Source organism: Staphylococcus sp. GDY8P196P (assembly GCF_017891705.1).
GTDB lineage: Bacteria > Bacillota > Bacilli > Staphylococcales > Staphylococcaceae > Staphylococcus > Staphylococcus ureilyticus.
In genome coordinates this window covers 42,489-57,029 of record NZ_JAESJS010000010.1, presented here as the reverse complement: position 1 = coordinate 57,029, position 14,541 = coordinate 42,489, and the positions used below count along the sequence as shown (strand labels likewise).

Below are 14,541 nucleotides of genomic sequence, written 5' to 3'. Positions count from 1 at the left end.
AACAAAAACGCCAATTTCTACTAGGATTTTAGAGGAATTGGCGTTTTCTTTGGTTTTATAGAATTGGATCGTTTGATGCAATGAGGTGACTATTAGAGTCATATTAAGTGTTATGCTATTTTACAATAAGCACAGGGATGCTTGCTCTTTTAGCAACTTTATGACTCACACTACCTAGCACGAATTTTTTCTTGGCTTCAGCACGACGGTTACTAAGTACAACAATTTCATATTTACCACTATTTGCCTCTTTTACCAATTGTTCTTTAGCATTACCACGAACAATGATTTCATCATATTTAATGCCATATTCATCGAGCGTATTTCGTGTATTTTCTAAACCTTTACTACGTTTTTCAACAAGTTTATCTAAATGAACACCAGATTTAATCGATGCTTGTGCATCTTGTTCACTGATTGCGTTAAGAATTGTTACAACAGTACCTTCACCAGCTAATTTTGAAACTTCTTCTAGTGCTTTTTCATTTTTAAGTGTGGTATCAACACCGAGTAAAATATTTTTAAACATTATTCCATCCCTCCTTAATTCTATTCTAATTAGAGTTTATCACAAATCAAATTAAAAATTATATATTTTCATAGTAACAGAGTAAAAAGTTTTATAAATATTAATATATTACTGAATATATGTCATAATTATAGTTAAAATATATTTTTTAAGTGATTAAATCGCAATTTTAGCTATAAAAAGTTATAATATCATAGAAAATGTCAAAAATGAGGTTATTAAAATGACAAAGCATGAGCAAATTTTATCTTATATCGAATCTTTAGCAGTAGGACAAAAGATTTCTGTTAGAAAAATAGCGAAAGATTTAAATGTCTCTGAGGGGACAGCGTATCGTGCGATTAAAGATGCCGGTAGAATTGGTTTAGTAGCAACAATAGATAGAGTTGGTACTGTCCGAATAGAAAAGAAATCACGTGAACAAATTGAACAACTTACATTTGGAGAAATTGTAAAAATAATTGATGGACAAGTATTAGGAGGAAGAAATGGCCTTATTAAGACATTATCAAAATTTGCAATTGGCGCAATGGAAATTGAAGATGTGGTAAAGTATTTAAGTCCTCACACATTATTGATTGTAGGAAATCGTAAAGATGTCCAATTGGCCGCATTGAAAAGAGGAAGCGCAGTATTGATTACTGGTGGTTTCAGAACGTCTAATGAGATAATCAAATATGCCGATGAACATGATTTACCGATACTGTCATCTAATTATGATACATATTTAGTTGCAAATATTATTAATAGAGCGATGTATAATCAAATGATTCGGAAAGAAATATTGGTCGTTGAAGACATAGTTAAATCAGTGAATGAAGATACTGTGGTTTTTGATAATATGACCTTGCACGATTACAAAGAAAAAGCAAAACGCACAGGACATTCCAGATTCCCGGTTATTGATGAACATTGGCGTTTAGTTGGTATTATCACAAGTAAAGAAATAATTAAAATGGATGACAATGATACTTTAGCACATTTTATGACGAAGTCTCCACTCAATGTACAACTTTCAACTACTGTTGCAAATTGTGCACACATGATGATTTGGGAAGGTATTGAATTATTACCAGTGATTTCACCAAGCAAAAAATTAATAGGTGTAATTACCAGAAAAGATGTATTAACAGCAATGCAATTGCTGAGTCGTCAGCCACAAGTAGGTGAAACCATTAATGACCAAGTAGCTAAACATATTACAATTGCAAACGATGATATTCAAGTACAAACTTCGCCTTTACTTACAAATCAATTTGGCACATTGAGTAAAGCAGTTTTTGTAGCAATTATTGAAGAAACCGTTCGTTATGAAATGCGGAAATTAAAGAAACTTGAAGTAATGATTGAAAGTTTAAATATCATTTACATTAAGACTGTGCAAATTGAATCTGAAATCAATGTACATTATGATATGTTAGATGTAGGTAGAAATTTTGCTAAATTAGAGGTAACGATGACAAGTGATGGTAAACATGTTGCAAAAGCAATGATCATTTGTCAGATGATAGATTAAAGGGTATATATAAAATATAAAAAGGAAGATATAAAATGACGATGGAATTTAATCAAATTATGGATGAAATAAAAGCGGTTCAAACAGTAATTATACATAGACATGTGAGACCAGACCCGGATGCTTATGGATCGCAACTCGGCTTGAAAAATTACTTAAAACTTAAATTTCCAGAAAAGAATATTTTTGCAGTTGGAGAAGGAGAACCGTCGCTTGATTTTATCGGTACTTTTGATGATATTAGTGATGACCAATATAACGAAGCATTGGTTATCGTATGCGACACTGCTAATGCACCGAGAATCAGTGACCATAGATTCAATACTGGCAAACGTCTTGTTAAAATTGATCATCACCCAGCAGTTGACCAATATGGAGATATAAATTATGTCAATGATGAAGCATCATCAACGAGTGAGATTATTTTTGATTTCATAAGTCATTTTAACGATCAATCTCTGATTGATGATTCTGTAGCAAGAGTATTGTATCTAGGTATTGTTGGAGATACTGGGCGTTTTTTATTTAATAATACAACACCACATACGATGGAAGTCGCAAGCCAATTATTAAAATATTCATTTAATCATCAACAAGAATTGAATAAATTGGGTGAAAAAGATCCTAAATTATTGCCATTTCAAGGCTATGTTTTACAAAATTTTGATTTAAATGATAAAGGTTTTTGTAAGGTGAAAATCACAAAAGATGTACTAGAAAAATTTGATATTGTAGCGAATGAAGCTTCGCTATTTGTCAATGCGATTGCTGATATTCAAGGATTGAAAATATGGGTTTTTGCGGTAGATGAAGGAACTGAAATTAGATGTCGCATTCGTTCTAAAGGTATCGTCATTAATGATATTGCTAATGCATTTGGTGGTGGAGGCCATCCGAATGCATCCGGTGTTTCCGTTGCAGATTGGCAACAATTTGAAGAATTAGCACAAGCATTAAATAATAAATTGTAAGATTTGGGAGGTATTTGCTGATGGTTGCGCATTTAAACGTTCATACATCGTATGACTTATTGAATTCAAGTATTAAAATTAAAGATGTCATTGCGAAAGCAACGAAAGAAGGTTACACATCATTAGCAATTACAGATACAAATGTTTTATATGGTTATCCCCAATTCTACGACGCGTGCATAGCAGCAAATATTCATCCAATATTTGGTATGACGATTTATCTCACAGATGGTTTAGCTTCAGTTGAAACCATAGTCCTTGCTAAAAATAATCAAGGTCTAAAAGATTTATTTAAATTATCGTCTGCAATAAAAATGAAAGAAAAGTCTGAAACGCCCTTAGAGTGGCTTAATAAATATATTGATCATTTGATTGTCATATTTAAAGATGTAAATGAAGCACACCAAAGCATATTACAAAATTTTATTGGTAATGAAGATATATTTGTAAATCATAGTAGCCAACAAGGTTTAGATTTTCCGGCCGTGTGGGCACAAAGTACAAACTATTTAAATGAAGAAGATGCGGATACTTTAACGGCATTAGCTGCTATAAAAAATAATGAGAAATTAGATTTAGTTAAAGAAGTGCATGATTACAACGCACATATGTTTAGTAGAGCTGATCTAGATACATTCCATGTTAGTGAGCGTATTTGGCAAAATACAAATTACATCGCATCCATTTGTAATGCCGAACTACAATATCATCAATCATTATTACCTAAATTTAAAACACCAAATAATCAGCCGTCTAAAGATTATCTTTATGAGATGCTTCAACAAAATTTGAAACAGTTAAATCTATCCCAAGCATCACTACAAAGATATGCTAAAAGGCTTAATCATGAATATGAAATTATTACACGCATGGGTTTTGAAGACTATTTTTTAATTGTAAGTGATTTAATACATTTTGCTAAAACGCATGATGTATTAGTTGGTCCAGGTCGTGGTTCATCTGCTGGTTCTTTAGTTAGTTACCTATTAGATATTACGACGATTGATCCCATTAAATATAACTTGTTATTTGAGCGTTTTTTAAATCCTGAGCGTGTTACTATGCCAGATATTGATATTGATTTTGAAGATACACATAGAGAAAAAGTGATTAAATATGTACAAGAAAAATATGGCAATAATCATGTTTCTGGTATAGTGACATTTGGTCATTTATTAGCAAGGGCAGTTTCAAGAGACGTCGGTCGGATTATGGGTTTTGATGAAATAACATTAAATGAAATTTCATCTTTAATCCCTCATAAATTAGGCATTACATTAGATGAGGCATATGAGAAAAAGGAATTTAAACAATTTGTGCATAGAAATCATCGGCATGAACGCTGGTTTGAAATTTGTAAAAAATTAGAAGGTCTACCACGACATACGTCAACACATGCAGCAGGGATCATTATAAACGACCACCCTTTATATGAGTATACACCATTAACTTTAGGTGATACTGGCATACTGACACAGTGGACTATGACCGAAGCGGAACGTATTGGCCTGTTGAAAATTGATTTTCTAGGTTTACGAAATTTATCTATTATTCATCAAATCGTTAAGCAAGTGAAAAGAGATATGAACATTGATATAGATATTGAAGCCATTCCTTTTAATGATTCAAAAGTATTTCAGTTACTCTCACATGGTGATACAACAGGTGTATTCCAATTAGAATCTGATGGTATAAGAAATGTATTGAAAAAATTACAACCAGAACAATTTGAAGATATTGTAGCTGTAACTTCTTTGTATAGACCTGGACCTATGGAAGAAATACCAACGTATATTACTAGGAGACACTTCCCTGAAAAAGTACAATATTTGCATAAAGACTTAGAGCCTATATTAAAAACAACGTATGGTGTTATTATCTATCAGGAACAAATTATGCAAATTGCGAGTAAGTTTGCTAATTTTAGTTATGGTGAAGCAGATATATTAAGACGTGCAATGAGTAAAAAGAATCGTGCAGTATTAGAGAGTGAGCGACAACACTTTGTGGAAGGTGCTTTAAGTAACGGGTATGATGAACGATTAAGCAAACAAATTTTTGATCTGATTTTAAAATTTGCAGATTATGGCTTCGCACGTGCACATGCGGTGAGTTACTCCAAAATAGCTTATATTATGAGTTATTTAAAAGTACATTATGCTAATTATTTTTATGCCAATATCCTAAGTAATTCAATTGGTAGTGAAAAGAAGACAGCACAAATGATCGATGAAGCGAAACATCAGCAATTAAATATATTGGCACCCAATATTAATGAAAGTCATTGGTTTTATAAAGCAAGCAACAAAGGTATCTATCTATCTTTAGGCGCAATTAAAGGCATCGGCTATCAGAGTGTTAAACTTATTGTTGATGAAAGAAAAAGTAATGGTATATATAAAGATTTCTTTGATTTTACACGTCGTATACCTAAAAGAATAAAGAGTAGAAAATTACTTGAAGCATTAATATTAGTCGGGGCTTATGATACATTTGGTAAAAATAGAGCGACGTTATTGCATGCGATTGATCAAGTGTTAGATGACGTATCCAATGTGGAACAAGATGATTTTATTTTTGATGTATTGACCCCAAAAACATCTTATGAAGACAAAGAAGAATTACCAGATCAAGTACTAAGTGATTATGAAAAAGAATATTTAGGGTTTTATGTCTCGACACATCCTGTAGAGAAGGCATTTGAAGAAAAACAATATCTTGGTATTTATAAGCTTAATAATGCTAGAGATAATCAACCTATCTTTATTCAAATCGACCAGTTAAAACGTATTCGTACTAAAAACGGACAAAATATGGCATTTATTACGTTAAATGATGGACTTAATAATTTAGATGGGGTAGTGTTCCCAGACGCATATAAAAAATTCGAAATATACTTAAACAAGACAGATACACTTATTGTGAAAGGTAAATTTGAATATAGAAATAATAAAAAACAACTTATTATTAACCAAATAGAAAGTGTTGCGTCGTTTGAAAGTAATAAACTAGCAAATGCAAAACAAATCATCATTAGAAATATAGAAGATTTATCAGAAATAAAAAAGCAGTTAAATTTACAAGCAACGGCAGATGACATCCCAGTGAAATATTTTCAAGAAAACCAAAATCAATTTAAAATTATAGGTTTTATAACACGTAAAAAAGAAAAAATTGAAACGCTGATAGCCAAGTTTTCACCATGGGATATAAGGATAATTTAACTTTATCAAGTCTATAAACTATGATATAGTAAACTGATGGTTAAGTTGATACTTACCATCAGTTTATATTAAATGATAGTTTAAATACTACATGTAAAATATATGTTTTTATTACAAAAGTTATCATACAACATGTGCTTATGATTTAATGCTAACGATAACATTTGTAATTTTTGTTAGATTGTAATAAAAATATATATGACTGATTAAAATTATTGAATGTAAGGGGTAGGTTTACATGACATTAAGAGACGACGCACTAGAAATGCATAGAATTAATCAAGGTAAATTAGAAGTTACACCAAAAGTTCAAGTGACCAATAAAGAAGAGCTAAGTTTGGCATATTCACCAGGTGTAGCTGAACCATGTAAAGAAATACATGAAGACCCTAGAAAAGTATTTGAATATACAATGAAAGCAAATACAGTCGCGGTTGTTACAGATGGTACAGCTGTACTTGGATTGGGCAACATTGGTGCAGAAGCTAGTATTCCAGTAATGGAAGGGAAAGCAGTTTTGTTTAAAAGTTTTTCAGGCATTGATGGTGTGCCGATTGCACTAAATACTACGGATACAGATGAAATTGTAAATACGGTAAAATTATTAGAACCAAACTATGGTGGCATTAATCTTGAAGATATTTCTGCACCACGTTGTTTTGAAATTGAAGCGCGTTTAAAAAAAGAAACAAAAATACCTGTTTTTCATGATGACCAACATGGTACTGCAATTGTAACAGTTGCAGGTATGATTAATGCACTGCGCATTATAGATAAAGAATTATCTGATATAAAAGTGGTACTTAACGGAGCAGGTGCAGCAGGTATGGCAATTGTTCAATTGCTTTATTCATATGGTGTTAGAGATATGATTATGTGTGATTCCAAAGGTGCTATTTACGAAGGTCGTTCTTATGGTATGAATGATACAAAAGCATTTGTAGCTAAATGGACAAACAGAGATAAAGTAGAAGGCTCGTTAAGTGATGTCATAAAAGATGCTGACGTATTTATTGGCGTTTCTGTAGCCGATTTGTTAACAAAAGAAATGGTTGAATCAATGGCTAAAGATCCAATTATATTTTCTATGGCAAATCCGAATCCTGAAATCAATCCTGATGTAGCAAAAGAAGCAGGTGCTAAAGTAATTGGAACTGGTCGTTCGGATTATCCAAATCAAATCAATAATGTCCTTGCATTTCCTGGTATTTTTAGAGGTGCATTAGATGTAGAAGCTACGCATATAAATGAAGAGATGAAACAAGCTGCAGTAGAAGCAATTGCAAATTTAATTAAACCAGAAGAATTAAATCCAGATTACTGTATTCCTGGTCCATTTGATAAACGTGTGGCACCTTCTGTTGCTAGAGAAGTTGCAAAAGCAGCAATGGAAACAGGGGTAGCAAGAACAGATATGGACCCAGAAGAAATTTATAATAAAACAATGAAATTAACAGATTTAGATAAATAATATTCATGAATACTGATCTCAAAATATTGTGTTTATAATATTGGGAAGACAGTAATGGTTAAGTGGAGGTTTAAAATGTTTAAAGATTTTTTCAATAGAAGTAGTAAAAAGAAAAAGTATGTGACTGTTTCCGATTCAAAACAAAGTGATGTTCCAGCAGGAATTATGACAAAATGCCCGAAATGTAAGAAGATCATGTATACTAAAGAATTAGCTGAAAATTTAAATGTATGTTTCAATTGTGATCATCACATCGCTTTAACAGCGTATAAAAGAATTGAAGCCATTTCTGATGAAGGTACATTCACAGAATTTGATAAAGGAATGACCTCTGCGAATCCATTGGATTTTCCAAGTTATGAAGAAAAAATTCAAAAAGATCAACAAAAAACAGAGTTAAATGAAGCTGTTGTTACTGGTACAGCACATTTAGAAGGTATTGAATTTGGCGTAGCTGTGATGGATGCTAGATTTAGAATGGGTAGCATGGGCTCAGTGGTTGGTGAAAAGATATGTAGAATTATAGAATATTGTACTGAGCATCGTTTACCGTTCATCCTATTTTCTGCTAGTGGTGGCGCTAGAATGCAAGAAGGTATCATATCTTTAATGCAAATGGGTAAAACCAGTGTCACTTTAAAAAGACATATGGATCATGGATTGCTATATATTTCGTATATTACAAACCCAACAACAGGTGGTGTATCGGCAAGCTTTGCTTCAGTTGGTGATATTAATTTAAGTGAACCTAAAGCACTTATTGGTTTTGCTGGTAGACGAGTGATTGAACAAACGATTAATGAAAAGCTACCTGACGACTTCCAAACTGCTGAATTTTTATTAGAGCATGGACAATTAGATAAAGTTGTACATAGAAAAGAAATGAAAGTAACACTATCTAATATTTTAAAAATGCACCAAGAGGTGAAAACGAATGCTTGACTTTGAAAAGCCACTTTTTGAAATAAAAAACAAAATTGAATCGTTAAAAGAATCACAAGAAAAAAATGACGTGGACTTACAGGAAGAAATTGATATGCTTGAGGCTTCATTAGAGCGTGAAACACAAAAGGTATATACTCATTTAAAGCCATGGGATCGAGTACAATTAGCGCGCTTACAAGAAAGACCTACATCTCTAGATTATATACCTCATATTTTTGATTCCTTTATTGAGTTACATGGTGATCGTAATTTCCGAGATGATCCAGCTATGATTGGCGGTATTGGCTATTTAAATGGCCAAGCAGTTACAGTTGTTGGTCAACAACGTGGGAAAGATACTAAAGATAATATTTATCGTAACTTTGGTATGGCGCATCCTGAAGGATATAGAAAAGCCTTACGCTTAATGAAGCAAGCTGAAAAATTTAATAGACCTATTTTTACATTTATCGATACAAAAGGAGCTTATCCAGGGAAAGCAGCAGAAGAACGTGGTCAAAGTGAATCTATTGCTAAAAACCTTATCGAAATGGCAGCACTTAAAGTGCCAGTCATTGCGGTTGTAATTGGTGAAGGTGGAAGCGGTGGCGCTTTAGGTCTTGGCATTTCGAATCGTTTATTAATGCTGGAAAACAGCACATATTCTGTAATTTCACCAGAGGGTGCATCTGCATTATTATGGAAAGATAGTAATTTAGCACAAATAGCTGCGGAAACAATGAAGATTACTGCAGAAGATTTATATGAATTGAAAATTGCCGATGAAGTTTTAAAAGAACCACTTGGTGGCGCTCATCATGATATTGAAAAGCAAGCTCAAAATATAAAAAGTGCATTTTTAAAACATTTGAAAGAATTAAGTGCGTTTAATGAACAACAAATCATAGATGATCGCTATGACAAATTTAGAAATATCGGTTCTTTTAATGAATAATTAAAAAGACACGAAATAATATACTTCTGCAAAGCCATTTTTTATAGTATTCATACTAACCATGTGGATTTTAAAGTCTAAGGTTTTAAAAGAGCATTAAATTGCAATCAGGTATACAGCCCCCTGATTTCATATTAGTGCTCTTTTTTTATTGAGTAAAGTAAGTCAAAAGTGGGAATTTGAGATATCTGTTTAATAAAGTAAAGTTAAAGGTATGATAAAGTATCATTGTTTTGAAAATATAAAATATAAGGAAACGCTTTCGTATTGTAAAATGTTTTTTTACAATAATTAAAAACGTTTACATGAGTTACAATGCCCTATTTTAATGGCACCTTCTATAATTTTATGGTATTTTTAGAATAAGAAATACATGTTAGAAAGGTATGTCGTCATGAAAAAAATTGCAGTGTTGACTAGCGGTGGAGATTCACCAGGCATGAACGCGGCTATTAGAGCTGTTGTTAGAAAAGCGATTTATAATAATATTGAAGTTTACGGTGTTTACCAAGGCTATCAAGGATTATTAAACGATGATATCGAGAAGTTGGAGCTCGGTTCTGTTGGAGATACAATCCAACGTGGCGGAACTTTTCTGTATTCAGCAAGGTGTCCTGAATTTAAAGAAGCAGAAGTTCGACAAAAAGCAATAGAGAACTTGCGCAAAAGAGGTATTGAAGGCCTAGTAGTAATAGGCGGAGATGGTAGCTATAGAGGTGCGCAACGCATTAGCGAAGAATGTAAAGAAATTCAAACGATAGGTGTACCAGGTACGATAGATAATGATATCAACGGTTCAGACTTTACAATTGGATTTGATACTGCATTAAATACCATTATAGATTGTGTTGATAAAATTCGCGATACGGCTTCAAGTCATGCTAGAACATTCATCATAGAAGTTATGGGTCGTGATTGTGGAGATTTAGCACTATGGGCTGGACTTTCAGTAGGAGCTGAAACGATCATTGTCCCAGAAGTGGAAACAGATATTAAAGATGTAGCTGAAAAAATTGACAACGGAATAAGACGTGGAAAAAAACATTCCATTGTTATGGTTGCAGAAGGTTGTATGTCTGGAGAAGATTGTGCAAAAGAACTGACAAAGTATATTAATGTTGATGCACGTGTATCTGTGCTTGGTCATATCCAACGTGGCGGCAGTCCAAGTGGCGCAGATAGAATGCTTGCTTCACGATTAGGTGGACATGCTGTAGACTTATTACTAGAAGGAAAAACAGCAATCGGCGTTGGTATTCGCAACAATGAATTAACAGACACTTCATTTGAAGAAATATTTAGGTCAAATGAACACAAGTTTGATTTTGAAACATTTGCTTTAGCAAATGAATTATCGATATAAAATACTGGGAGGCATTAATAATGAGAAAAACTAAAATTGTTTGTACAATTGGACCTGCATCTGAGTCTGAAGAAATGCTTGAGAAATTAATTAAAGCTGGAATGAATGTTGCGAGATTGAATTTCTCACATGGTGATCATGCAGAACATAAAGCTAGAATTGATAGAATTCGTGAAGTATCTCAAAGATTAGGTAAAACAGTTGCAATATTATTGGATACTAAAGGTCCTGAAATCCGTACTCACAACATGAAAGATGGTGCTATTGAACTTGAAAAAGGTACGGAAGTCATCGTAAGTATGACTGAAGTTGAAGGTACACCTGAAAAATTCTCAGTAACGTACGATAATCTAATAAATGATGTTCAAGAAGGCTCATATATTTTATTAGATGATGGCCTTATTGAATTACAAGTAAAACAAATAGATAAAGCAAACGGTGAAGTTGTATGTGATGTTTTAAACACTGGAGAATTAAAAAATAAAAAAGGCGTAAACTTACCAGGTGTTAAAGTAAGTTTACCAGGTATCACTGATAAAGATGCTGAAGATATTAAATTCGGTATAAGTGAAAATATTGACTTTATCGCTGCAAGTTTTGTGCGTCGTCCGAGTGATGTACTAGACATTCGTAAATTACTTGAAGATGGTAAAAACACAAACATTAGCATTATACCTAAAATCGAAAACCAAGAAGGTATTGACAATATTAAAGAAATACTTGAAGTTTCAGACGGTTTAATGGTTGCTCGTGGTGATATGGGTGTTGAAATACCACCTGAATCCGTACCAATGGTGCAAAAAGACTTAATCAGACAATGTAATAAATTAGGTAAGCCTGTTATCACAGCGACGCAAATGTTAGACTCAATGCAACGTAATCCTCGTGCGACACGTGCTGAAGCAAGTGACGTTGCGAATGCCATTTATGATGGTACAGATGCAGTTATGCTATCAGGCGAAACAGCTGCTGGATTATACCCAGAAGAAGCAGTCAAAACAATGCGTAATATTGCAATTTCAGCTGAAGCTGCACAAGATTATAAACGATTATTATCCGATCGAACTAAATTAGTGCAAACTTCATTAGTTAATGCAATTGGTGTTTCAGTAGCGCATACAGCATTAAATTTAAATGTAAAAGCGATTGTAGCAGCAACTGAAAGTGGTTCTACTGCTAGAACGATTTCTAAATATCGTCCTAAATCAGATATTATTGCGGTTACACCACATGCTGAAACTGCGCGTCAATGTGCATTGGTTTGGGGTATTCACCCTGTCGTTAAAGAAGGACGTAAAACAACAGATGCTATGTTGAACACAGCAGTTGCTACAGCGGTCGAAACTGAAAAAGTTCAAAATGGTGATTTAATCATTATTACAGCAGGTGTACCTACAGGAGAAAAAGGGACAACAAATATGATGAAATTACATCTAGTAGGTGACGAATTAGCTAAAGGTCAAGGTATCGGTAGAAATTCAGTTGTTGGAAATACTTTAGTAGTGAATGATGCGAGTGAACTTGAAGGCAAAGATTTAAGTGAAACGGTCATTGTCACAACTTCTGTAGATGAAACGCTTGTCCCTTACATTGAAAAAGCCAGTGGCTTAATTGCTGAAGAGAGCGGCATCACTTCTCCGAGCGCAATTATAGGTCTAGAAAAAGGCATTCCAACAATTGTAGGTGTTGAAAATGCGACTAAAGAGATACAAAATGATATCTTGATTACGGTAGATGCAAATCAAGGAAAAGTATTTGAAGGATATGCGAACGTACTTTAATCATAGTTATCATATGCTAAATCCTTACTCATAATATAAGCAACATAAGTGATAATACAAATTAAAAATGCACTTCCATTTATAAGTGGAAGTGCATTTTTTCTAGATATAAAACTTTAACATCGTTACTCGATTTATAATCGTCACTTAAAGTAATACATCATACCATAAAAACATTAACAGATTGCGCTTATTTGATTGATATATAACACATGTTAAGCACGTCAATAGTTATCTGTTTAAATGATTTCGATATGATATATACACCGTGTATTGAGATACTCAAATACTATTGTTAAACACTACACATAACGATGTAGCATCAATTCTCTTTTTTATACAGAAATAGCCCAAGACCATTTTATGTCTTAGGCTATTGTATTAGATTATTGATGTGTTGAAGCATTCAACAATAGTTGTTGATAGGATTACTTCATATCTGAAGTAGCGAATTTTTTATATCTTAGATACATAAGACTCAAGATGATAAACCAAAAAGGTGTTAAATAGACTGCTCGTCTTGTTTCTACATTTACGAAAAGTAAGCAAAATACTAAAAAGAAGAAAATCAAAATGATATACCCAATATATTTACCACCAAATAATTTATATGTAGCATTTTTGTGCATTTCTGGGTTTTGGCGATGATAATTAATGTAAGCAACAATAATTAAAGCCCAAACGACTAAAAATAGTACTGTTGAAACAGTTGTAATATATGTGAATACTAAAGTTGCGTTTGGAATAATATAGTTCAATAAGGCTGAAATTAACAATAGAGCACATGAGACTAAGATTGCTATATGAGGCACACCATTTTTGTTTGTTTTTTCAAAAATAGGGGGGGCTTGCTTTTGATTTGAAAGCCCAAATAACATACGGCTGTTTGAAAATATACCACTATTACAAGAAGAAGCAGCAGCTGTTAATACTACAAAGTTGATGATGCCTGCTGCAAATGGAATACCAATTAAAGCAAATAATCTCACAAAGGGACTTTCTTCTGGATTAATATTGTTCCAAGGGATGATTGACATAATTACAGTCAATGCACCAACATAAAATACTAAAATTCTAATCGGAACGCTGTTGATTGCTTTTGGAATCGTTTTAGTTGGATCTTTTGTTTCGCCAGCCGTCACGCCAATCAATTCAATCCCTACAAAGGAAAAGAGTGCCATTTGAAATGACATTAAAAATCCACTAATCCCTTTTGGGAAAATACCATGTTGATATAAATTAGTTAACGAGGTGTGTCCAAATTGTGTATCGTATGCCATGACAATCATTACAATGCCAACGACAATAAGTGCTAAGATTGTAACTACTTTGATGATGGAAAACCAAAACTCTAGTTCTCCAAAAAGTTTAGCGCTTAATAAATTGAGTGACATTAAAATTAATACACAAAATAGAGCACTTATCCAATTGGGGATATGTGGGAACCAGAAACTAACGTATTTAGCAACAGCTGTAACCTCTGCCATACCTGTAATAATCCAACACAACCAATATGTCCATCCGGTAACAAATCCAGCAAATGAACCTATGTATTGATTTGTTACATCAGCAAAAGATTTAAAATTCGTATTTGTTACAAGAATTTCACCTAAGCCTCGCATAAACATAAATAACATAAATCCTATAATGATATATGTAAGTAAAATCGAAGGACCAGTTAATGCTATGGTTTGACCTGCTCCTAAGAAAAGCCCTGTGCCGATTGCACCTCCAATTGCAATTAACTGTATATGCCTATTGCTGAGTTCTCTTTGTAACTGTTGTTTTGCCATAAGTTTTAACTCCT

The 14,541-nt window shown here is 33.1% G+C and carries 9 protein-coding genes and 2 pseudogenes; 9 read left to right on the top strand and 2 right to left on the bottom strand.

Annotated features, from left to right (window positions below):
• Nucleotides 1–115: 115 nt before the first annotated feature.
• Nucleotides 116–529 (bottom strand): universal stress protein, encoded by a 414-nt coding sequence (locus KA814_RS07140; RefSeq protein WP_046206864.1) that lies wholly within the window; start codon nucleotides 527–529, stop codon nucleotides 116–118.
• Between the two features lie 223 nt (nucleotides 530–752).
• Here KA814_RS07140 and KA814_RS07135 point away from each other — a divergent pair, with 223 nt between their 5' ends.
• The 9 genes and pseudogenes from KA814_RS07135 to pyk all read left to right on the top strand — a co-directional run bounded on the left by KA814_RS07135 (nucleotide 753) and on the right by pyk (nucleotide 12,734).
• Nucleotides 753–2,045 carry a DRTGG domain-containing protein gene (locus KA814_RS07135; protein WP_046206865.1) on the top strand — a complete coding sequence of 431 codons (1,293 nt, stop codon included), beginning with the start codon at nucleotides 753–755 and terminating at the stop codon, nucleotides 2,043–2,045.
• A gap of 35 nt (nucleotides 2,046–2,080) precedes the next feature.
• Nucleotides 2,081–3,016 carry a DHH family phosphoesterase gene (locus KA814_RS07130; RefSeq protein ID WP_046206866.1) on the top strand — a complete coding sequence of 312 codons (936 nt, stop codon included), beginning with the start codon at nucleotides 2,081–2,083 and terminating at the stop codon, nucleotides 3,014–3,016.
• A 20-nt stretch (nucleotides 3,017–3,036) separates the two neighbouring features.
• Nucleotides 3,037–3,406: pseudogene (locus KA814_RS13835) on the top strand (PHP domain-containing protein); the annotation flags it as partial.
• A 113-nt stretch (nucleotides 3,407–3,519) separates the two neighbouring features.
• Nucleotides 3,520–6,069 (top strand): annotated as a pseudogene (locus KA814_RS07125) (DNA polymerase III subunit alpha); the annotation flags it as partial.
• Nucleotides 6,070–6,478: 409 nt separating this feature from the next.
• The gene (gene ystJ, locus KA814_RS07120) at nucleotides 6,479–7,711 is read left to right on the top strand and encodes an NADP-dependent malic enzyme (protein ID WP_210122708.1); all 1,233 of its coding nucleotides are present in this window, start codon (nucleotides 6,479–6,481) and stop codon (nucleotides 7,709–7,711) included.
• 75 nt (nucleotides 7,712–7,786) lie between these two features.
• On the top strand, nucleotides 7,787–8,653 hold the full coding sequence (gene accD / locus KA814_RS07115; RefSeq protein WP_046206869.1) for an acetyl-CoA carboxylase, carboxyltransferase subunit beta: 867 nt from the start codon (nucleotides 7,787–7,789) through the stop codon (nucleotides 8,651–8,653).
• The gene (locus KA814_RS07110) at nucleotides 8,646–9,590 is read left to right on the top strand and encodes an acetyl-CoA carboxylase carboxyltransferase subunit alpha (RefSeq protein WP_064208849.1); all 945 of its coding nucleotides are present in this window, start codon (nucleotides 8,646–8,648) and stop codon (nucleotides 9,588–9,590) included. The genes accD and KA814_RS07110 overlap by 8 nt, the downstream gene beginning before the upstream one ends.
• Before the next feature lie 394 nt (nucleotides 9,591–9,984).
• Complete coding sequence (gene pfkA / locus KA814_RS07105; RefSeq protein WP_046206871.1) at nucleotides 9,985–10,953, top strand: 6-phosphofructokinase; 969 nt, start codon at nucleotides 9,985–9,987, stop codon at nucleotides 10,951–10,953.
• A 20-nt stretch (nucleotides 10,954–10,973) separates the two neighbouring features.
• Nucleotides 10,974–12,734 (top strand): pyruvate kinase, encoded by a 1,761-nt coding sequence (gene pyk / locus KA814_RS07100; protein WP_046206872.1) that lies wholly within the window; start codon nucleotides 10,974–10,976, stop codon nucleotides 12,732–12,734.
• Nucleotides 12,735–13,162: 428 nt separating this feature from the next.
• Here pyk and KA814_RS07095 read toward each other — a convergent pair whose 3' ends face one another.
• On the bottom strand, nucleotides 13,163–14,527 hold the full coding sequence (locus KA814_RS07095; protein ID WP_064208850.1) for an amino acid permease: 1,365 nt from the start codon (nucleotides 14,525–14,527) through the stop codon (nucleotides 13,163–13,165).
• Between the last annotated feature and the right edge of the window lie 14 nt (nucleotides 14,528–14,541).